This is a genomic window from Psychrobacter sp. PAMC 21119 (assembly GCF_000247495.1).
Taxonomy (GTDB): domain Bacteria; phylum Pseudomonadota; class Gammaproteobacteria; order Pseudomonadales; family Moraxellaceae; genus Psychrobacter; species Psychrobacter glaciei.
Window position 1 is genome coordinate 42,442 of sequence record NZ_AHVZ01000024.1, and the last position, 22,020, is coordinate 64,461.

Consider the following 22,020-nt stretch of genomic DNA (forward strand, 5'->3'; position numbering starts at 1 on the left):
TATAACAATGTTTGCCCATTTAATTGTCATATTAAGTTTATTAATCTGGCAGGCCAAATAGTGCGTCTAAACCTTTAATAAAGTCGATGGGAATATCCCAAGTGACCAATCCATAGCAGCCATGTTTCTCTGAGTTGTTACTGCTAGGCTTATTATTATCTTGAGATGTAGTGTCAGCGATTTTAGCATTTGGATCATACACACCGCGTAAGAACACGTACTCTACAGCGCCTAAGTATTTATCTTCGTTACCCGTATAATCACTGATTCTCATCGCAAGGAACCGATGTAAAGCCACTTGATAAATCGCTGCTTGTAGCCAATACCCCGCTTTAGACATTGCTTGTTTGAGCGTATTTTCATTATAATCGCTTAGGCTATTTCCTAAAAAGTTGCTCTTATAATCGACCACATAATACTTGCCAGCATGCTCATACACTAAGTCAATCTCACCACGCAGATAACGATATAGATGTGCCTTGTTTTGCGGAACTAGAGTGACATGCTTATCTATCTCATCAGGTAAATACTGTTGAAAAAGCCTACTGATATCCTGGGCTTTGAAGTTCTCTGATAACCCCATATTGAACTCTAACTCAGCAAATCGCTTACCTTTATCAAGAGAAATCAAGGATTGATTAGAAGATAATAGCGGCGCATGTAGCACCTCTTCAATCCAATTAATTAACGCCTCATGCTTCGTTATATCTATTGACTCAAGATCAAGCCCATCGCTATTTCTTTGTTTTTTGCCTTGTGATCTGCGGCTCTGTTGTTCAGCACTGCTATATATAAGCGGCAACTGATAGCTACTAATCGCTCTATCAATAACCTGAGGCCACTGGGCTTTATTGGTGAAATCAATTTGTTCAAATATCTCATGTAAAAACGTACCGGCATTGGCACCTTTTACAAAGGTAAAGCGGATATCATCTTCTAACTTGAGGCTTAGTTCACTGTCTTGTTCGAGAGACTCTTTGCTATTCAGTGAAGAGAGGTCTGAAACAGAAGACTCTGTCATATCAATGTCTATCGCATCATCAATACGCTCATCCACTATCGCCATCGCTTGTGTAGATTCATCGAGCTGACGTGCCAAAGCGGTAAAGCTGGTCTTAGCCCAGCCATAAAAATAATTGGTTTTCATAACCTCTGCAAAAGGCGCATACTCAATAGTCTCTGTGGCAGGCTTATGAGCACTTGACTTGGTAAGAGCGAGCTGAGCACTGTCATTTACGCCTGCTGAGTTGGCGTAATTATTGTCATAAAACTCATTAACTTTATGACCTCTAAGTATACCTACAATGCCTTTGAGCCTATCAGGTAGCTCAAATTTTGCTTCTGGCGATTCAAACCAATAAAACACTGGCTTTAGCTCAAATCCTGTCTTGTTACTCGGATCTCGCAGCACAACATACAGCTGCTCACTGGCCCGAGTAAATGCCACATAACCAAGCCGTCTTATCTCATCAAAACCTTCTTGTGTTTCGATATCCGTATAGTAACCCTCAACCGTGGCAGAGCCTTGCAATGGTGAGAAGCGGCGCTGATTTCCCGTCGATTGACTATCTAGCGACTGCTGTACTTCTATCGACTGCCGCACTAGCGCTGAAGGCGCTTGTTGCGCGTTGTATAAATACAGCCCATAGTCTTCTTTATTACCAGACTTCCTACTGGCATCACCCATTCCCAATACATAGACAATAGGGAACTCAAGCCCCTTTGACTTATGAATGGTCATTAGCTGCACACCAGACTCTGTCGGTAGCGGATATTGCTTAGCCCAATCACTATTAGGCGCTGCATCTATATGCTGCCTGAACCAAGCTAGTAGCTCATGTTCACCCATGCCTAGACCATACTGCGCCAAGATATCCATCACATGACGCAAGTCCATGATATGGCGATCGCCTTCTGGATGAGCAGCTAGGGCCTGCCAAACGCCTTGTGGTTGCACAGGGCTTTTATCTAATAAATAATGTAGCCCCGATAATATGCCAAAGTGCTGCCAACGCTGTGCACCTTCTTTTAAATAGGTAATAAAGTCTTGATAGCTCTTTTTATTATCAGTAGCTTCATTAGTTGAGAAGTCTTTCAAATTAGAATTATTTGAATGGGAGCTTGTTGTACTGCTGCCCTCAGTAATGCCTGACTCATGGTCCGTCATCATGGCTTTGATGTTTTTGATACTCAGCCCATATAGGTGACTGGTCAACACCCGATTAATCATGTCATGACGATATGGATATAGCATAGCACTCAGTAATGCTGCCACATCTTCTGCCATGATAGTCTCAAATATGCTGACATCACTGGTGGTCAAGGTCGGCACATTGAGTTTTACTAGCTCATCTTCAACTTGTTTTAAGTCTTTTTTAGCGCGTGCTAGCACCCCAATATCACTCGGTTGAATCGGCTTACCCTTTAGCATCTGACCACTACTGAGTAAAGTGGCTATATGGCGAGCTGTTATTTCATGCTCATCGTAGTCAAACTCTTTTTCCTTGTCATAAGGCAGGTGCAATAAGCTCACTGGCTGAGCAGAAAGCACTTCTGTCACCAGTACATCATCCAAGCTATCTGACGCATTAAACCAAGATAGCTCGTATTCCGGTTTTGCTGCTTTGATATGTTGATAATGAATACCAGTACCTAGCTGCGACAGCTTATTCTCAGCAGTTGTTGCATTAGCCATACCAAACCAACAGTTCAATGCGTTAATCACACCAGCATTCGAACGGCGATTGATATCAAGCGTCCAAAGAGCACTTTTATCAAACTGGGATTTCATGTAGTTGTAGTTGGCCACATCGCCACCGCGAAACCCATAAATAGCCTGTTTGGGATCACCAACCAATAACAGAAACTCATGATTGGCTTTTTTAGTGGTTGCTTGCTTATCACTGTCCGACTGTTTACGTTTATTCTTTGGCAAGTAGATGCTTTCAATCATAATGGCTTGCTCGCCATTGATATCTTGCGACTCATCAATCAATGCCACAGGATAGTGATGACGAATATAACGCGCCAGCTTATCTCCTTGGCGACCAGTTAGCGCTTGGTTTAAGCGTACCATTTGTAAACTAAAGGTCGTCTCACCACGCTCTTCTAAAATAACTGGCAGTCTATTACGCACAGCAAGCACAATATGGCGGTTAAGATTGGCCAATACCAACAATATATGCTGATTTAAACCGTCTAGCATGTCTAAGAGAGCCATTAACTTGCTAATGGTCTCTAGCTCAAAAAGTGTCTGATGCTCTTTTTCTTTATTCTTATTAAAGTTCTTAATTTTGCCATCTTCATCTGGATATCTAGAATCCTGCAATGATGTCAAAATCTTATTCTCGCTCTCATTCAAATAGCTATTAAATGCTAGCTGATATTCCGATATCTTTTGATGCACCTCGATAATGGCATCAAACTGTTTAAATAAGTTAGAACGTCCATTGAAGCCTTGAGACTTTCTATAATCAGGATTTAAATAAGGCTGAATATCGGCTAAATCTAACTGAGAAAACTCGTTGATTAGCTTGTCATAGGCATCAAAATCAAAGCTTTTCTCATGCCTTATCTCATCAATCGGTGCAGAGATAAAGTTGAGCGAGCGAGTCACATATTTCTTATGATCGCCGACCTCAGTCAGCTTACCTTGCTGATCCATTAATGCATACAGCTTAGGCTGCTCATAGTATAAGCGGCTCTGAAACTGACGCAGCTCATCATGGATAATACTGTCCGTCACCTGTTCAATACTGCTGTCTTCAATAATCCCCATGCCCTGCTGGTGACCAGTCTCGCTGCTGTACTCCGTCAACCATTTTTGCGCCAAGCTATCGAGCGTGCCTACAAATAGCTTATCCAATGTGGTTAGTACCAGTGCCGTACGCCGAATGGCATCTATCATAGAATAGCTGTACACGTGATCTAGCAAATAACCGACGAGATGCAGGTTAATAGGATCTTGCATAATGCCATCTAAGCGCACATATTTGGCCTGATTAACCAACCAATCTTCGCGGTCTTTCTTTGCTTGTTTACGTTGCTCAGCCGCCGCTTGCTTATCAACAGCAAGGTCTTGATTTAACTCGTCAATATCTGTCTCAACGTTTGCGTCTACGTCTGAATTACTGCCTGCTTGTGCGTCTTTATTACCCTCAGGCATGACTTGCAGTATGTTGGGATAGAGACTCTCTTTGTTGCTAGTATCAGCACTTAGGCTATTAACCCATTGTAATAATTGATAGAAATCTACCAAACGATCATGAATACGCTGACGCATTTCGGCAGCGGCGGCTCGAGTAAAGGTCGTGGCAATGATTTGCTCTGGTGCACGTCGCGCTTCGATCAGTAGGCGCAATACAATACCGGTCAACGTCCAAGTTTTGCCCGTGCCCGCTGAGGCTTCAATCAGGTGTTTACCCGTCAGATCAACATCAACTGCCGGTATGACATCATTTTTACGTTCAGGCACAGCAGACGAAGGCAGCTCATCTGAATATTCATCAAATAAATTCGGTTGTGTAGACAAGTCAATGATACTGGTTGGGTCGGTAAAGTCTGTCATATAGGCGCATACTTTTAATTATTATTTATTAGAGCAAGAGAGCAGAAAGAAACTATTCTAAACTGTTAGCTATCTAAGTTAGTTAACGCATTAAACATCGGCTCATACAGTGGTTGGGCTAATGTAGTCAACGCTGCCGATAGCGCTTTGAATGAATCTTGGTCACGTAGTACATATTGCCAAATAGCATGCTGCGAACAAGTATCATATACCGTGTCTGAGTTGTAGTTAGGTCTTAACCAGTCCGAGAAGTCGGCACGTTTTGGCCAATAGCTATTACCGGCACCTTCTTCAGGCTTTAGATACTTATCAAGGTAATTAAGTGCATATTCTGGCAGTAATGTAATAGGCACTTGACCCGTTAAATTGCCAAAAAACGCCCATTTTATCAACTCAATCACAGCGTCTTCATAGACAATTGGGCTTAGTTTAAATGCGATTACATCTTTATAGTTACCAACTTGTGAGCTGGGCTTATTAAAACGCCAAATACTCACGCCATCATTTGAGGCTACTTGCTCGGCAGTGGTACGTCTGGCCACTTGCCAATACAAATGTGACAACCAAAACTTGAGCAAATGCCTAGGACTGGCAGAATTGGGCAATATGTTTAACCATTGCTTGGGTGATTGCTTAGCATAAGGCACGCCCGCCTGAATAATTGATATGGGTGCTAATATAGGTACTGAGCCTTTGATCTTAATGACTTTTGGCAACAGCTTAAACAGTGTTTCTGTACCCTCTATATTCGTCTGATTACTTGACTCGTTGTCAGTGCTACTCAGTATATTTTTTAGCTCTATCTGAACAGGATGCTCGGCGGTCGGGGTTAGTAGTTGTAATGCTGTCGTACTACTCCCTCCACCCTCATTGAGAATACTGCTTTCGTCAAAGCCATTAGCAATTAATTGTTCTTTAAATTCCAAGCATTGTTGTTGCAGTTTTTTTTGTTGATTGGGTAATGTAGTTTGGCGAGCGACACCAGCTGGCATAATTTTTTGATACATTAGGATTGGAGTGGTGGTCTCAGCCACTGCATTACTATCATTCTTCTTAGTCTCATCGGCGACCAATTGCTTAATCAAATGGTCTTTGATTTGATAGGTAGTTAAACTGTTTAGAAATAGCGGCTCTTGATGCGACAGTGCTTCTTCACCTTGCACCACATGCACTTTTTGAGACCGTAAGAACGCTTTGGCAGGATGGCGTACTTGGTAAGCCAACACCCCTTCAATATCTAGCTCTCCGATGTTAAATATGCTATCAGATAGCACCTCTGTCATGCTACTGACATCGCTAGCGTCAACAGCTGTATCTAGCGCCAGCAATTCAGCCAATGCAGACAAGGTTTGATTGTCTACTTGACCTAGCTGACCCAAGCCTTGACCAAGCACCTGAGCGATTGATTCATACTGCGCTTTTGTGGGTAAGCCGACCAGTTGCATAGGCTCACCAGACACTCGCCCTTTCAATGTATCAAACACCGCTTGCCAAAGCGGCGCAGGCGGAAACTGTTTTTTCTGAGCCAGTTTGGTTTTGCGCATGGCTGTATTTAATAGAGTATCCAGCTCATCAATCATATCGACAGGGCTGGAATCCTGAGCATTGATAGTAATGTTGGCATTAACGTTGGCATTAGCATTGTCATCAATATCAGGAGACGCTTGCTCAAAAACATTAGCACCTTCAATTTCTGTCTCAAACAGGCTCTCATGAAAAGGCAGTGCAGGATGCTCAGTCACTAGCCACTGCTTAATCAATTTAGGTAAGTAGCGTTTGAGACTCTCGGTGGTGGGATCAATATTCTCAGGTAATGTCTCCAGCGAGTTCACCTGCCATTGCACTTCGCCTTGTAGGAATTGCAATAACTCGCTCACTGGGTTGGCTGGCAGATGCTCATGGGTGTCCGTCAAGCTTTGGCCGTTATAGAACATCCAGCAAGCACTGCGCGCACACAGTAGCGCATCTAAAAATGCGCCGTTGTCATCATCTTCACTGACTCTGTCACCGCGGCGGGCATTGGTCGCTTTCATCAAATCATAGCGGTTGTCACGGTCACGCCCTGGGAACTCAGAGAGATCCATATTGAGCATCACCACCAGCTCAAACGGCACGTTTCTTAGTGCACCGAATCGACCAAAGGTAATTACTCCAGTTGGCTCCGCACTGACCTGCTGACTCTCTAGCTCCGCTTCGATACTGTCTAACATAAAGCTCAGCTTGAGCGGCAATTGTTCCACACCTGCCAGCCTCTGCTCCACTTCTCTGTTGTCGATATCACCACTAGCGTACTGTCTATAGTGACGATTGGCTCGTAGACTTGATTTAAAGCCATTCATCGCGTTGTAAATGGCGCGCATGGTACGCGTTTGGTCCACATCGCCAAAGTAGCGATGGATAACTTGTGTCTCAATCTGATCGAGCCAGTCTTCCGCTTTCATTTTTTGTGTATGGTCATCACGTCGTGCGACCAAGCCAGTATAAATACGGCAAAGCGCTTCAACAATCAGCGCATCATTTAGGCTCACTTGTGGTAGCGGTAATGTCATTTCTGGCAACGCAGTGCTTGGCCATTCACCCTCATCTAAAGGATATAAACAGTCGCTTAACTCGGCCTCGGGCATCACCAGACCTAAGGTCAATCTGTCTAACGCTTGCGCAAAGCTAAAGCGATAGTCGTAATCATTACTGTCCAACGTTTGCTTAAGATGCAGCTCATCAAAACCACGAATAAAGCCCGCCTCTACCAACAAGTCACAGCCACGGCTCATTTGCTCATGAGTCAGTCCAAAGCTTTCAAATAAAGGCGATAACATGAGCCAGTCTAATACTTCAGCCGCTTCAAAACGGGCGCTATGACTGCCCAATAGCTTGTAAAAACCGATAATCGCTTCCCATAACTGGCGAATGTCGGCATCAACAACACCAGTCACTTTAGCAGGCAAAGTCAAGCCGTCTTGACCTTTACCATTGACGAAGATAGACCCAATCAATGCATGATGACGTTCAACATCGGGTAGCAGCACAACAATGTCAGATATATGGCGTTTCTTTTCACCAAGTTTGATAGGTTCATTCAACCAACGGCCAATCATAATCCGCAGCACTTCAAGCTGACGCTGCAAACTATGACACGAATGAATGCTTAGGCTATTATCTTGAGAAGATATTGCCCAAAAACGGTCTACCTCAAAGCGCTTACTCTCTAACGCCTCATCTTCATACCAAGCCGTTGCTGGCTTAGCTTCATCAAAGCTTGGCTCTAGTTGCTTACTTACTGCTTGCGAGACTGTAGCGGCTGTTGCTTGCTGGGTCGATTGCTCATCAAGCATCAACACATCGTTCTGTAAACGCCTTAACAAACTTGGACTATTTTGAGTACTACTAGCATCATAAATATACTCAGCAGCAACCTCATCATTGAAACCACTATCAAAATTATCTTGCCACTCTACAAGCGCATCGTCGTACTGCTCATTACCAGACAAGTTAGCAAGCATGGCAAAAGCATCGCGCGATTGCTTGCCCAAACGTGATAGCAAACTATGACCGTAATCACGTAAAAAGACACTCTCAGGGTTAATAATCTGCTGACGCTGCAACCATGATTTATCAACGATATCTGCCCAAAACAGCTTTGATGGATTGTAATGTAATAGCGTGATATTCATGTATTGTGACAAGCGCTGTAGAAAATCAAGCTCGGTCTGTGGCAGTTGCTGGATGGTAAAAATACGCAGTATGGTTGGCAACTGAGCACGCTCATTTGCCTTGTTATTTTTTAAGGCCGACCAGAATGCGCGCTCCAGTGCCACACGGTGTAGATGAACATCAGCAAATAAATGCGCCCACAAGAATCGTTGGGCGATTTCTAACTCAACATAATGCTCGACCAACCACTCAGGCGTGCCACGCGCATATTTATCAAAACGCAATGACAGTTCATCTTTATCCGCTATCAACTCATCCACATTCAGCGGTTTATTATGTGACCATAGCGCCAGCCAATCCTCACGATGGGTTAAGTATCGGTTAAACACTCTTGCCAAATCGCTTGCCAGCTGCCAAATACGGGCATCTTGTTGCGCCTTATCCTGTCGCACATTGTCCTGCTGAGCATCTGCCTGCGGTTCATCAATCAAAGACGCTAGCAACGGATGAACCGGATGCTTTTCATCTGCAACAATCGACTCTTGGTAGTAAGTCAAATACCCAAACAATCGCCATTGCATTACCGTTGGTGACAACACCGCCACTTCCGGCACGTTTAGAGTTTGCGCTTCAGGGTTTTGCGCTAGTAAATAAGCGTTATGGCGGGTTAACACATCTTGCATCAGCGTCCATTGATACTGACCCCAAAATTTAGTACGCACCAAGGTACTAATACCAGCACGGCTAGCAATCGTCTTATCCAACCAATCGCCCAATACCATGGAGGGTACAATGACAATGAAAGGCTCAAATACAGGCTGATCCTTGGACTGGTATTGTACAAGCAATTGATCAACAAGGTTTTCGGTACGGTGCGATTGAATTATTTTAAACATAGAAGGGCAATCTGATTGGAATAAGGGTGAGATACTAAGATTGATAAAAAAGGTTTAATTTATAGATGGGATGTCTGTATCCAATTTCACAAACGCTATAAAACGTCCAGACAAAACAAAAATCAATACTCATCAATCCATGTTTGATGGTCGTTACTGTTATGCATTTCTGCTAGCATGAGGGCCATAAACAAAAACAACCATAGTAGCAAATTCTACATATCCATTGATGACGTTGACATGCCGAATTCGCTATCAGTGTGCCATTGATGGTTATCGTTTACTAGTGTAGATGCCGACATTATAATAAGCTTGCGACACTTAGTGTCGTTTTATACTATCATTCATCTTTATTATGAAATAATTTCATTGCGGTTTTTAAATTGACCTTTACAACCTGTATATAAATAACACTTTCTATTGACGAGATTACTTAATATTATGCCATTGCGTCCCATTGATGCCATTTTTGTCCATCCAAAACAACGCTTATACGTCGTGTATTATCGCGGTGAGTTGTGGCAATTGCCACGTATGAAAATCGATGACAGATCATGGCAGAACAGACGACCCTATAAGGATGATAGTAGCTCACTTTACCTGAGTATTCATCAAGCTATCAGCGATCCTTTACTTGCGCAGAAATTGAGAACGCTAGATCTGCCTGTGGCGGTACGTGGTAGCACGTTGCCACGTTTTGAAGCATGGTGGGAGGCACATGGGTTTAAATGGTTAAAAGACAGACTATTAACAGGTGAATCACCATTAGCAGCGCATACTGAGACAGGCGCTATCAACGATGGCGAAAATGACTCTACTGCAACGCTAAACAGCAAGTCACCCTCAGTCAATAACAAGAGCGCTGGACAGCAGAGCCGTGTACAAAATAGCGATACTAAAAAAGCACGCAAACAAGATGATAACTTGCAAGCAAAGGATGTGTTTGCTGATATGCTGGCAGACTTGGTAGAGGAAGTGTTGTATAAATAGCTTTATATTTAGCAGAAAATCACTCACTATATGCCATTTGAAGATTTAATTAAATCCACTAAAACAAGAACGATAATATATGAAAGACTACAAGCTGCTATTGGCTGGCCTGCTTTTGCTGCTGCTGATTATACTTATCGCTGTCTTTACTTGGCTGTGGAGTAGCAATCGTAAAAACATAGACCCGCTGCCCATTATGGCAAGCGAGAATGAGCCAATGGCTGGGGCAACTGAAGACGATGCTAAAACTACCACCGATAGCACTTTGTATTTGCAAGTAGAGGACAGTTTGCAAACCCCACTAGACCATGTTATCACTCGCTTTGAAACCCGCTATCCGCATGTGCAGGTGTTGGCAAGCTATGTACCTTCGACAGCGCTTTTGACTTTGCCAGAGGGCAATACTAATGGTATGTCTGTTATCAACAATACCGATATAATTATTGCTGATGATGGTCTGTCAGTCGAGCAACTGTCACCCTTACAGACCCAGATCGACGTCGAGCAAGGCAAGCACAACCAGCGCAAAGCTAAGACTGATAGTACCGCTCAAGATAACTCTGATAGCGTGAAAGCAAATAAAATTGCGGTAACGGATAATACTGAAGCACGTCGCCTGAATTCTTTTAGCTATGCTATAAAAGACACACAAAAAGTTGATGGTGTCATTTTAACAAATAACCCTGCTGCCATCAGCTTTCGCAACTTTTTGCTTTCAAGTACTGGACAAGATATATTGAGAAAATACGATTATTATAATATTGATGGCTATAACAACACTGTGAACGACTTGTTTAAACCCACGTCAAACCCCCAAGCGTCAGCTAATGGTAGTGCTGTAGAAGTGGCTGATGCGCTAACTAATGGTAAATAGTCGCCTATAATCTAAAATTATTGACCATAATAGTTTTCATTGATTGCTTTTATGTCTTCTTTTTTCTACAATAGCACTCCATAATGCGCCTATAGCTCAACAGGATAGAGCAGTTGCCTCCTAAGCGATCGATCCGAGTTCGAGTCTTGGTGGGCGCACCACATGAATATAACAAAAGACCCCTTAACGCCCTATTACAAAGGCTTTCAGGGGCTTTTTATTGTCCAAAATTTACCTTATATACCCATAATTACCCCTTGCTTACTGTAATTTTTACAGTATTCTATACAGTATGAGCGCAAAAGTACTGTACAGGATACTGTAAAAATGGCAAAAACCGTCAAACCCCTTACCAATACTCAAGTCGATAAGGCAAAGCCTTTGGATAAACCATATACCTTAACTGATGGTGGCGGTCTTTATTTACACATTAGTAAGGCCGGCACAAAAGCATGGCGCATTGACTATACAACACCTATCACAAGAAAACGTGTCACAGTAACACTAGGTCAATATCCAGAGATCACTTTAGCAGCTGCAAGACAGATGCGGACTGATATCAAGTATCATCTTGCTAACGGTGATGATCCACGCGATATTAAAAAAGATGAAGAGCGCAAGCAGTTGCTTGAGTCTAAAAATACGTTTGCTGCAATTGGTGAAGAGTATATGAGCCGCAAGACTCATATCGCCCCCTCTACTACTCAAAATAACTATAGACAGCTTAAACGGCTGAATACTCATCTTGGTAATATGCCTATAACAGACATCAAGCCAATGGATGTATTAGAAGCCTGTAGGTCGGCTGAAGCACAAGGGCTTATTGAGACAGCGGTAAAGATGCGTACGATGGCAGGACAAGTATTTAGATATTCTGTGCAGACTGGACGCTGTGAGCGTGATATTACGCAAGATTTATTAGGGGCACTAAAGACACCAGTCGTACAGCATCATGCTACTATCTTAGATACCAGTGAACTTGGTAGATTGCTTAATGATATCGATGACTATCAAGGGTCATTTGAAGTTAAAATCGCTATCAAGCTAATGCCTATGGTGTTTGTAAGGGCTGGCGAGTTACGTTACGCTCTCTGGGATGACTTTGATCTTGATGCCGGTACCTGGACTTTTACTCCAAGAAAAACTCAACGTAGAACTGGCTTATCTCTTATAGTCCCACTACCTACTCAAGCTATTGCTTTAATCCGTGAATTATCCCTACACGCTCGTAGCAAGTACCTATTCCCAGCTATTCATACGACTGTACAACCAATGTCGGAAAACACAATGAATCAAGCTTTAAAGCGGCTTGGTTATAGTGGATCGAAACAAACAGTTCATGGGTTTAGAGCCACAGCAAGAACTTTAATTGTAGAAAAGCTTGGTTTTCCTGAAGCATTGGTAGAGCAACAGCTTGCTCATCGTGTAAGAGATATGCATGGCAGAGCTTATAATCGTACTGTGTTTTTACCAGAACGCAAGGTAATGATGCAGGCGTGGGCTGACTATTTAGATGAGTTGAAAGCAGCCACTGATTAATAGTCATTACTGAGATTTAGAAAAATTAAATTACATTTTATTCATAAAAGTAGGCCGCTAAATTAATAGCGGCTTTTTTGTATTTGATCTTAGTTCTATATGGCTAATTGCTAGAAAAATCAGAATCGGTTATAGTCAATCAAAATTAATCGAGTAATAGAATGAATATCAAAAGCATAATATTGACAATGCTTGCATGGTTTTTTGGAATACTCTTTCTTATAGCGGGACTAGGAGCTATATCTTCTGAAGGGTTCTTGACTGGATTAGTATTCATAATAGGGAGCACTCTTTTATTGCCACCTATTAAGCATATTTTGATAAATAAAGTACCCAAGCTTAGTAGAGGTAAACTAACCCTTTTAGGGTCTGTGATTATATTTGGTACATTAATGACAGTCTCTCCCTCTGAAGAACCAGTTGGGACAAACCAGACTACAGCTGATATTGATAATACGTCTAAAACTGTTGCTGAACCAGTAGTTGAGACTAAACCTGAACCACCGCCTGCAGAAGAACCTCTGCCAGTTGAAGCAAAAATTTCAGCTGAGGACAGTACTATATCTAATCCTTTTGATAGCACCAATAGCACACCAGTAGCATTAATGGAACAGCCTGAGCCTGAAATTAAACCTGAACCTGTACAAAATTCCACTACCTCAAACCAAGATTGTTCAGGACTTCCTAGAACATGCGGTCAAATGTCATCATGTGCCCAGGCTCAAAAAGCATTACAGTGTGGCAATGGTAGATTGGATAGAGATAACGACGGGGTACCATGCGAATCAATCTGCCCAGGTGGCTAGTTAGTTTAATGGCTTTATCAATAGCTGCATACTCATCTGTCCACGAAGAAAGTCATGGCTATGGTTTCGTTGAAGTAAACGAAGTGTTTTGGGGGGCGTATCACAATACGCCCTACCCATTTACTACAAATGGCGAGATATCATGTGGTATTCATCCAGAGTTTGGCCCAGCTGTATATTTTGAGCCTGAAGGCTTTGTTGATGAATCTTCTATTGGTACTCCACTTAAAAAAGCGGCTGCTGAGTCTCTAAAGCAAGCAGATATGACTCCAAATGTGCCTTATAGCGTTAAGAAGGGTGCTGATTTGAGTGAGGTTAGAGAGATTAGGTTGAAAGCATGTAGTGAGATGTATGAAGATATTTAGAACTGTTTAAGAAGCAAAACTAGTGGCAATAAAAAAGGCACGGCGTGAATTGACCACGAATGCCTTTTTATGCACTTGATTCTTAGTTGTTTTTCACTTATAAAACTTTAGCTTACTAATTTGGTTTTTACCTGTCGAGTTCACCTTAACTTCAATAACTTTTTTTGATTTGGTGAAGTGCTGATCACCATTTTTAATATAGAAATCAATGCGCTCTTTGTTCTGTTTAAAAGAAGACTCAGCGAAATCTATCTCTTCAACTGTAATATCTAAGCCTATATGATATTCTGCCTTTTTTCTGAGTTCATGGTATCTTTCAAGGTCCACACCCAAATCAACTAAAACTCTAATTTTTGAGCGTTGCAAGCTCATGTATATTTTCTGGTGAGAGCCATACTTGGGGGTTCTTTCAGTTGGGTTAGGCGGATAATCATATTTCTTCAATACATGCCCGTTCGAATGGGGATTATCAAATAAGGAGCTAGCGTATAAAAAAGTAGCATAATAGCCACGAATAATTTTTAGCCGCTTATGAGCTTCTGTACACTCAAAACTCATTACGTCAACTTCTGACTTCTGTTTGTATAAATCCTCAATTGTTACCGCCATTTAAGCCACCAGCTCTTCATTCATACCTAGGTATAAAGCATCTGGATTTTCAGTGCCATCGTAACGGCTCTTCTCCTGTTTGAAGAAGACTACGAACTTACCTAATAACTCATGACGATCATTATCAAATACATAGTCCACAAAATAAGTGGTGAATTCTGTATTTAGATAGGATGCCTCATCTGCATTTATGTTTAAAAACACCTCAATTTTTACATTTCTATCTAACCCATTGTTAATACTAAAACGAGGATTAAAGTTCTGTCGAGTATTTTGTAAAACAAAGCTCGAAACCAATCCTAGGAACTCTGTATATTCCTCTAATGAAATAGAAATTAAGTTAATATCTTTTTTTAATTTATCAAGGTGCATAACCAAACCTGTATCCTCTTCGGCAAATTTACTGCCTGCAAACTTATTGAGAAATCCAGTATCTAGTGTATTTATAGCGATACGGCGGATACTATTAATAACACTAGAGTCATAGAGTTTTGATTCTATCATCAACCTTTCAAGTATAACTTTCGCCTTTCTATACTTATTCCTATCGACAAGCAAGGTAGCATAATTTCCCAAAACAACTATATTGCTAGAATCGATCTTCATTGCCACGCAATAGCTGTAATCGGCTTCTCTCAATTTACCTTCTACTGTGCTAACTAAAGCGCATATATAGTGATAATCAGCATAGTTGCCAGCTTTATTTTTCTCTGCCCCATTAAGATATTTCTGCACTTTTAAATTATTAACTGAGTAGAGGCCTGATTGACTTTCAAGACTTGTGCTTACAATGTCATTAATAATATCCGTTAGAATGTCTTGTTTGGTTTTAGGCTGACGTGGTGCCATAATTCACCTTTATTTCGTCTATATTTCTTTATATATATAGTCAAGATACAAAAAAATACCCGTAAGGGTAGTTTTTTGCATTGTCCGACGAATAGTAACACCTAAAAATACTTTATTCAATTCATAAGGCACTTATTTTTGTTCGTGTCAACCCTGTATTTTTGCATGTTTGGATGCTAGCAGAGCACTATTTTCAGAATAGCCCTCTCCACCACCCAACCGATTATTGAGTATGTTCTTCGTTCTTCAATACAACTCTCTTCTTATCCAATTTGGCAAGTATCCTGTCCAATAATCCGATATTTAAGTAGCTAGCCATACCATAGCTGCAGCGGCCAATGCACCAAATGAAAGACACATAAGAATAGAAGCTATAATTTCTATAACACTAAAGATGTTACTTAAACCCCAATTCATCACTACCAACTTTCTCAATTAGTTTAGACAGATATTATTTCCACAGCGAAATTAAAACAATCTACTTTGCTTTTCTAGAATACTAGATAGGATATCAATATAGTGATTAGGCTTAGCATAAAGCACTGTCAAATAGTCCTTGGCACGAGTCATACCCACATATGCAGTCTTTCTTAACTCAGGTGTATCTTCTTCAACAACAGCCAGACCCATCATATATACATTTCTAAATTCTAAACCTTTACATGAGTCTGTCATGATAACCTTAACACTAGGACAATTAAGATCTAAATTTAACTTATCTTCTTTTGTTAAGATGGCACTGACGCAGTCATGCTCGCACCCTAGCTCTAATAACTTAGTCTTGAGCTTTGGAATTAGCTTCTTAACTATGTCCCTTTTTACATTTGACTCCATGATGATAATAGCAGATTCCGATAAATCGATACCGTTTCCAGTGTGGCTCATGATGTCTTGTGCGACATAATCTATCATTTCATTAAAAGAATTTTTCTGAACCAATAAAGGTAAATCACCTTCTCGGCAATCATCGTAGTCAGGTATTAGTGATTTATCTTCACTTTCAATATCAACATCAACGTCTTCACCTTTAAATTCTGTGCACAGCTCTAGTATCTGTCGTGTGTTACGGTAACTTTTATTAAGCAATGTAGGCTTCTTGCCTTGCACGTTCAAACCTACAGACTTCCAAGTAAAGTTTTTTCTACCAAATATATTTTGAGCGGGGTCGTAACAGAAGAGTAAGCTATCCTGCTCTGATAGAAGACTCAAAACCCCTTTGATCATATCTTCTGTAAAATCTTGTCCTTCATCAATTAAGACAGCGTCATACTTCTGAAAATCTTCCTTACTTTCCACATAATCAATCAGTCTTTCTGATCGACGGATATTGTAATCATCCCAAGTCTCCTTATCGTCTTTTTTTAGCTTAATATTGGTCAAATCTGATAGAAGACTGTGGTAGTGCTTTACTTCTATGTAACCTTTACCTGATGAACGATAAGGCTCTCTATGTGAGTCATTTAGACTTGCGCCTAAATGACTTCTTAATGAAATATTAAAACATACTACCAATATACGCCAATTAGGATTGAACCTAGCTAAGTGCCGAGCACGATATGTTACAACCAAAGATTTTCCACTACCAGCAACTCCTTTTAAGATTCGATGTCCAGTACCAATAGATTTTGAAACTATTTCTTGCTGTTTATCTAAAACCTTGATTAAGTCGTCATTGTTGAGCGCAATATCTAATGCAAGTTCTTGCTGTGGATTGACACGTAACTCTGGAAATATAGCGTACCTAACAGCATCTAACTCTTTGCTACTTAATGGCGTAAATGCAAACTTATGATTAAAAGATCCTAGCAGTTGTTCAACAAATGAATTACGTGACTCTTTATCATCTACGTCTACACGCAAATCATCCTGAAAAATACATTTTTGATGGCTAAGTATGGAGTCATCCATTAGTCCTGCTTTTTCTGCTTGGGCTCTTTCCATTCCAGTAAATATGACACATTCAGTTGTTGGAAACCTTAACTTACCAGCAAAATTACCAATTTTTTGTCTAAGCGAGTGTTTCTTTTCCAACAAATTTCTAATTTGTAGTTGAACACTGCGTGCTTGTTTAAGTGGGTTCTCACGGTTTTGTAATGAACCATCACTATTCTTTATAGTAAAGGTACTAGGATTCGCTGCGTCTATATAAGACGTACTCCAATCCTTAACTTCGATTAAAATTATACCGTGATACTTTGAAAAAATAAGGAAATCGCCATGCTTACTTTGAATAGATGCACAAGGTTCGTACCAAACGATCCAATCACTATCAGGAAGAAGTACACTTTTGAGTAAGTTATAAACTCTTCGCTCTCCTGGCGTAGAACCTTTGACTACTCCGATACTATCTGGAATCATTTCAGCCATATATATTTCCTTGTATTGGTACTGATTAGATCAATACCATCCAAACTTTCCATGAAAAAATTCAGCATTTTAGCCTACATTTGTAAGAAAGGAAAATAAATTCCTTACAAATGTATTTCGAAGTTTTAAAATATATAGCTGAAAACCAGTCCTTTATTAGGTATACAAAATTATTCGAGTAAAACGACTCAGACCATAAGCGTTAAACTAGAGTCAGAAAATAATTTATTAAGCTCTAATTGCTCATCATCAAACAGCACGCTTGGCGCACCAAAGATCGCATCCATCATGACTTGATCAGCAGTGGCGTTCTCAAAGATTTTCTCACTTTTAATTACCTCAAACAAGTTCTTAAAGGCTAGATTAATTTTCTTACGTTCGTCGCCTTCAGGGTATGCTTGGTGAAATCCACCATACAATGCATTATCTGCCCCATAGCTTAAGTAATCGTTACGTCTGCCCTGGTCTTTCAGGCTATCTTCTAGAAAAGCTTGAAAAGCACGTGCGGCCATTTCGTGGGTTGTTGACCAATAAGGCTTTGAGCGCTCAGCGTCAAGTTTTTTAGAATTGGCGTAAAACTCTGATACAGGCTCACCAGTGTTTAAAATAACAGGCTCTCCTACTTTGTCTTGATTAAAGAAGGCGACAGCTACCTTGCGCCACTGGCTATGTTTTTTTCTACGCTTAGACCTATGCGGTGAATCAAGTTTTGAATCGACAATATCTACCGCCTCTTTGGCATCCTTCGCATCAAATATCAATTTAGCCAAGCGAGTACTGTTTTCTTTAATATTAAGCAATGCCAGCTCTATATCTTTATCTGTAACTCTAAACACTTCAGGTGCTCTAACATCACCATTTTGCATAGTCTCTTGTAGTTGAGCAAAGGCTATTGATAGCTTGCTTGATTTCTCGACGACCATCATGGGATCAATACTCAGGTACTTGCCAGCGCCGGTCGCACCATCTACCCCTAACACTTCGCCCAAGATATTGTCGATCGCATGGAACCATTCATGGCCCAACGAGCCACCACCTTTCATCTTAGTGATATTAATTACGCGCTGTACTGGCTCATAATGCGCCAAAGCCCCTTTAGTACCACGCGCGCCTAAAGCAAGTGCTAGCCTGCCACCAAACGCTAATGATTTAGGGTCAATCCCCACGATGTCAGATAGGTCCATCATAGAAGCTGCTGCATTCTCAACATGGAATTTAGCACTGGTTTTGTCCTTCAGTACCCAATTGCCTGATTGGATATCACGGAAGCCAAACGTATCTTTTAGCTCTTCAGTAGAATTGATGGTAACTGGATCACCGCCGATACGCTCAATATTGTCAGCAACGATCAACTCAAAGGTATTCTTTTTCTTACCCTTCTGCTTGCCTTGCTCGTCTGATTTACCTGCTTCGGGCTTAATGGTTAAATCCCAGTCATTATATTTGCCCTTGATAGCCATATTGGCATGCTTGATAAAGGCATCAGATTGTAGCTCTACAATATTCCAAAACCTTTCGCCTAATGATATCCATGCCAGGCTTGATAGAGGATCAACCAAAGCCACTAACTTATTGGCTAATGCGATACGCTCAACATCATCTACAAGCTCTTTGTACTTATCGATATCAGCGTCGACAACAACCGGCGCTATATCCCTTGCGAACCTTTTGTTGAATGCAATATCAGGATATTTCTCAGCAAGCCAATTTTTCATTGATGTTTGACGAGCGTAGTAACTGCCACGGCTACGAGCTGCCCTAAAACTGCCACCTACATATTCCACAAAACCTTGGCCCTTAGTATTATCTTCAGGCACATCTAAATTCTCCATGGCGAGCTTTTCTGCCGCTTTATATTCGTTCTCAAAATCAAGGGATTTGCTTTCGATAAATTCTCTTTGCTCAGTAGCTTTAAGCACTGCTTGGTTATATTGGCCTTCATCCAATGAGCTAATAGTATGTCCAGCCATTTCACTGGCAATGGCCTTAAGCTCGGCAATTAAGTCTCTGGTACCGACAATATTTTTATTCTCAGTAAGCCGTGATTTTAGCGTATTGATACCGTTAACATACGCCCTGCGAGCCAGCGCCTTTTGATCGGCAACTGGGATGGCATTAAAGTGTGCCGCAAGTCTTAATTTATTTTCAGACCGCCCACCAATAAGCCGCCGTCCTGACGTGCTATTTGTTAAAAACCCCATTACATGCCAATAAGGTTCAGGAGCCACAGATGCCAAAACTTTTTGAATAAGATAAGCGGTACCGGCTTCTACATCGTGATCTTTCAACGCCCCATAATCTACATTGCCCATGATATTGGCTTTTTTGATCACATCTTCAGCAACTAAAGCATCAGCTTCGATTTCGTCCCATTCAATATCGGTGGCTTTGACAGTGATACCGTCTTTGGCCAAATCTTTAATTCGGCTGCTGGCACGTTCTTTGTGAGATCCTGTGATATAGCCTGTATCCGCATAACGATAGTTTTCATCGTTTGGATTATCGCTATACTCGTCATCAAATTCGCCATCCAATTCATAATCTTTGGCGGCTTGTCGAACCTCTTTTAACGTCAAGTTTCCTATCGCACCAATTTCCCTCAATACGTCGGTAAGATGTTTTGCCGCAGTTAAACGCGCTTTGATGTCTGTCACCGCTTGGAGGCTGGCAAGTGCTGTCTGCAATAGTTTTAATTTAGTGAGTCTTTGTTTCATAATAATGGGTCCAGTTGCGTGTTTCGATGACCAATTATGGCAAACAAAAGACGCGCCCCTTTTGGAGTGTTCCAATGAAAAACCCCACCAAGATTGACGGGGTTTATTAAGAGAGAACCTTCAAAATACAGAATAATATTTAATTCATTAGGCAATCTTTTACTGAAACATTCTTTCAAGTAGTAAAACAATATCTTTTAATATGTAACTTTGAAGAAATCTCAATGTTTTTATCTAAATTTTGTCTAGTAAAAATTAGATATATTATATCTGTGTCGAAGCTTTTAGTATTGAAAACTCTTATTAAAGGGCATTAAAAGCAAACATTATTTTATATTTACATTGAAAATCAACAAAGGTTGATATAAGATCAAATGGCAAGTTGCTCACTAAAGAGTTCTATTTCTTGAGTGAAATTAGTAGTCGTAAAATCCAATTTTTTGTGAATTAATCTTATGGGAGTCTAATATGAAAAAGAAATTCTATTTCTTACTATTATCGTCTATGGTCGGATTGACTACTATATCTGCTAATGCAGAAGATAGTATTTCCTCAGCACGCAATGCTGTTCTAGATGGAGCTTTGCAATCACAACTTCAAACACAGATAAAGCGTAATGATTATGATAACTTCTACTCTAATTTAGAGGATTTTAGCGCACCTTATACGCTTAAAAATGGTTCAAAATTTTATGAAGCTAGAAGAGATAGCCTGAACTCTGCTTCAGCAGTAGTTGTAGACCCACAAGGATATTTCTATCTAGCTTACAAGATGCCTAACTCTAACAATATTACGTATATTACTAATGACAGTAGTTGTAATAAAGAAGTTCATGACGCCATAAAGGTTTTCGCCAATACCTTTGAAAAAAACAACAAAATAATATTTTCTAGCCCTACTAAAATCAATAATGCATCCCATAGCTGTAAGGGAGTCTATGGAAAACCTCTTTTAAAAAATCAAATTTTTGAGCGAGCTTCATCTAATGAATCTGTAGCTCAGCAACAGACTAGAAAATCTGCAGAAAGCATTTGGTCAACGTCTATAACAAATAATTGGAATATGAATGAAGGGTTAGCAGACGTCGTAGGAGACACTGTTAATGCAATTAGAACCTGTTCAGCCAATTTTTCCTTAATACCTAAGCCACCTGCTTATGGAACAATACCAGGATTGTCATACTTTGCTAAATATGCTGCACAAGTTATTAAATATAACTCTGGATTACAGACAAGCACTATATACCGTACTTGTATAGTAAGTGCAGCTAGAAATTTTAGAACTGCTGCTGAACTAGCATCAATGGGTATATAAAATTGATTACTTGGTTTTTTTTCTATTTAATAATTAGTCTATTTAATTTTTGGATAGTATTCTGGGATGGGGCGAAGAAGATAGAAGGATGGCTATCTTTTATTTTAGTAGGCTGGTTTTCTTTAGACTGGAATTCTGAACAGATAAAGTTGTATGTATCAATTATGTGGTGTGTATTTACTTTAATTTTCTTATACGGCCTATTCAATGAGAATTTTAGAAACGAATATTTATTTTATTCCTTTAATTAGAGCTCCTATAACTTACTCAAACTCTAAATTTTATCTTAGAAATTTCAACAATACTTACTTTTGTATAGATATTGACATTTACCTAGTAAGTGTCAATATCAAATACTACAAGAAACAATGCTATAGTCATTCCACTATAAAAGTATTACAGCGTTAACCTCGCTTGAAGTATCACATATACATCTACACTCGGTTGCCTTGTACTACTTTTAAATTGAATCGACTATA

12 protein-coding genes and 1 tRNA gene are annotated in these 22,020 nt (G+C 40.5%); 7 read left to right on the plus strand and 6 right to left on the minus strand.

Features of this window, described 5'->3' with window-relative positions; translation table 11 throughout:
- Positions 1–40 precede the first annotated feature (40 nt).
- Positions 41–4,567, minus strand: coding sequence for a UvrD-helicase domain-containing protein (locus RH96_RS09700; RefSeq protein ID WP_010200460.1), 4,527 nt, complete (start codon positions 4,565–4,567; stop codon positions 41–43).
- Positions 4,568–4,632: 65 nt separating this feature from the next.
- A complete protein-coding gene (locus RH96_RS09705; RefSeq protein WP_010200461.1) occupies positions 4,633–9,114 on the minus strand; it encodes an exodeoxyribonuclease V subunit gamma in 4,482 nt (1,493 codons plus the stop codon).
- Between the two features lie 441 nt (positions 9,115–9,555).
- Here RH96_RS09705 and RH96_RS09710 point away from each other — a divergent pair, with 441 nt between their 5' ends.
- From RH96_RS09710 to RH96_RS09735, 6 genes are all read left to right on the plus strand, one after another.
- Positions 9,556–10,104 (plus strand): hypothetical protein, encoded by a 549-nt coding sequence (locus RH96_RS09710; protein ID WP_010200462.1) that lies wholly within the window; start codon positions 9,556–9,558, stop codon positions 10,102–10,104.
- A 79-nt stretch (positions 10,105–10,183) separates the two neighbouring features.
- The gene (locus RH96_RS09715; protein ID WP_010200464.1) at positions 10,184–10,978 is read left to right on the plus strand and encodes a hypothetical protein; all 795 of its coding nucleotides are present in this window, start codon (positions 10,184–10,186) and stop codon (positions 10,976–10,978) included.
- Positions 10,979–11,063: 85 nt separating this feature from the next.
- Positions 11,064–11,139, plus strand: a tRNA-Arg gene (locus tag RH96_RS09720).
- A 166-nt stretch (positions 11,140–11,305) separates the two neighbouring features.
- The gene (locus tag RH96_RS09725) at positions 11,306–12,517 is read left to right on the plus strand and encodes a tyrosine-type recombinase/integrase (protein ID WP_010200466.1); all 1,212 of its coding nucleotides are present in this window, start codon (positions 11,306–11,308) and stop codon (positions 12,515–12,517) included.
- A gap of 161 nt (positions 12,518–12,678) precedes the next feature.
- Entirely contained in the window at positions 12,679–13,323 is a 645-nt protein-coding gene (locus tag RH96_RS15250) for an excalibur calcium-binding domain-containing protein (RefSeq protein WP_010200467.1), read from the plus strand.
- Between the two features lie 8 nt (positions 13,324–13,331).
- A complete protein-coding gene (locus RH96_RS09735) occupies positions 13,332–13,688 on the plus strand; it encodes a hypothetical protein (protein WP_010200468.1) in 357 nt (118 codons plus the stop codon).
- Between the two features lie 93 nt (positions 13,689–13,781).
- Here the strand turns inward: RH96_RS09735 and RH96_RS09740 are convergent, their stop codons facing one another.
- From RH96_RS09740 to RH96_RS09755, 4 genes are all read right to left on the minus strand, one after another.
- Complete coding sequence (locus RH96_RS09740) at positions 13,782–14,297, minus strand: hypothetical protein (protein ID WP_010200469.1); 516 nt, start codon at positions 14,295–14,297, stop codon at positions 13,782–13,784.
- A complete protein-coding gene (locus tag RH96_RS09745) occupies positions 14,298–15,146 on the minus strand; it encodes a hypothetical protein (RefSeq protein ID WP_010200470.1) in 849 nt (282 codons plus the stop codon).
- A 468-nt stretch (positions 15,147–15,614) separates the two neighbouring features.
- The gene (locus tag RH96_RS09750; protein ID WP_010200471.1) at positions 15,615–17,513 is read right to left on the minus strand and encodes a 3'-5' exonuclease; all 1,899 of its coding nucleotides are present in this window, start codon (positions 17,511–17,513) and stop codon (positions 15,615–15,617) included.
- Positions 17,514–17,701: 188 nt separating this feature from the next.
- Positions 17,702–20,227 (minus strand): LPD1 domain-containing protein, encoded by a 2,526-nt coding sequence (locus RH96_RS09755; RefSeq protein ID WP_010200472.1) that lies wholly within the window; start codon positions 20,225–20,227, stop codon positions 17,702–17,704.
- A 468-nt stretch (positions 20,228–20,695) separates the two neighbouring features.
- Between RH96_RS09755 and RH96_RS14620 the strand changes: the two genes are divergently transcribed.
- On the plus strand, positions 20,696–21,541 hold the full coding sequence (locus tag RH96_RS14620; RefSeq protein WP_010200473.1) for a hypothetical protein: 846 nt from the start codon (positions 20,696–20,698) through the stop codon (positions 21,539–21,541).
- Positions 21,542–22,020 lie beyond the last annotated feature (479 nt).

Excerpts from the sequence above, each read along its gene's own strand:
- RH96_RS14620 (WP_010200473.1), top strand. The coding sequence starts at position 20,696 with ATGAAAAAGAAATTCTATTTCTTACTATTATCGTCTATGGTCGGATTG.
- RH96_RS15250 (WP_010200467.1), top strand. The coding sequence starts at position 12,679 with ATGAATATCAAAAGCATAATATTGACAATGCTTGCATGGTTTTTTGGA.
- RH96_RS09705 (WP_010200461.1), bottom strand. The coding sequence starts at position 9,114 with ATGTTTAAAATAATTCAATCGCACCGTACCGAAAACCTTGTTGATCAA.
- RH96_RS09715 (WP_010200464.1), top strand. The coding sequence starts at position 10,184 with ATGAAAGACTACAAGCTGCTATTGGCTGGCCTGCTTTTGCTGCTGCTG.
- RH96_RS09745 (WP_010200470.1), bottom strand. The coding sequence starts at position 15,146 with ATGGCACCACGTCAGCCTAAAACCAAACAAGACATTCTAACGGATATT.
- RH96_RS09750 (WP_010200471.1), bottom strand. The coding sequence starts at position 17,513 with ATGGCTGAAATGATTCCAGATAGTATCGGAGTAGTCAAAGGTTCTACG.
- RH96_RS09735 (WP_010200468.1), top strand. The coding sequence starts at position 13,332 with ATGGCTTTATCAATAGCTGCATACTCATCTGTCCACGAAGAAAGTCAT.
- RH96_RS09710 (WP_010200462.1), top strand. The coding sequence starts at position 9,556 with ATGCCATTGCGTCCCATTGATGCCATTTTTGTCCATCCAAAACAACGC.
- RH96_RS09700 (WP_010200460.1), bottom strand. The coding sequence starts at position 4,567 with ATGACAGACTTTACCGACCCAACCAGTATCATTGACTTGTCTACACAA.
- RH96_RS09755 (WP_010200472.1), bottom strand. The coding sequence starts at position 20,227 with ATGAAACAAAGACTCACTAAATTAAAACTATTGCAGACAGCACTTGCC.
- RH96_RS09725 (WP_010200466.1), top strand. The coding sequence starts at position 11,306 with ATGGCAAAAACCGTCAAACCCCTTACCAATACTCAAGTCGATAAGGCA.
- RH96_RS09740 (WP_010200469.1), bottom strand. The coding sequence starts at position 14,297 with ATGGCGGTAACAATTGAGGATTTATACAAACAGAAGTCAGAAGTTGAC.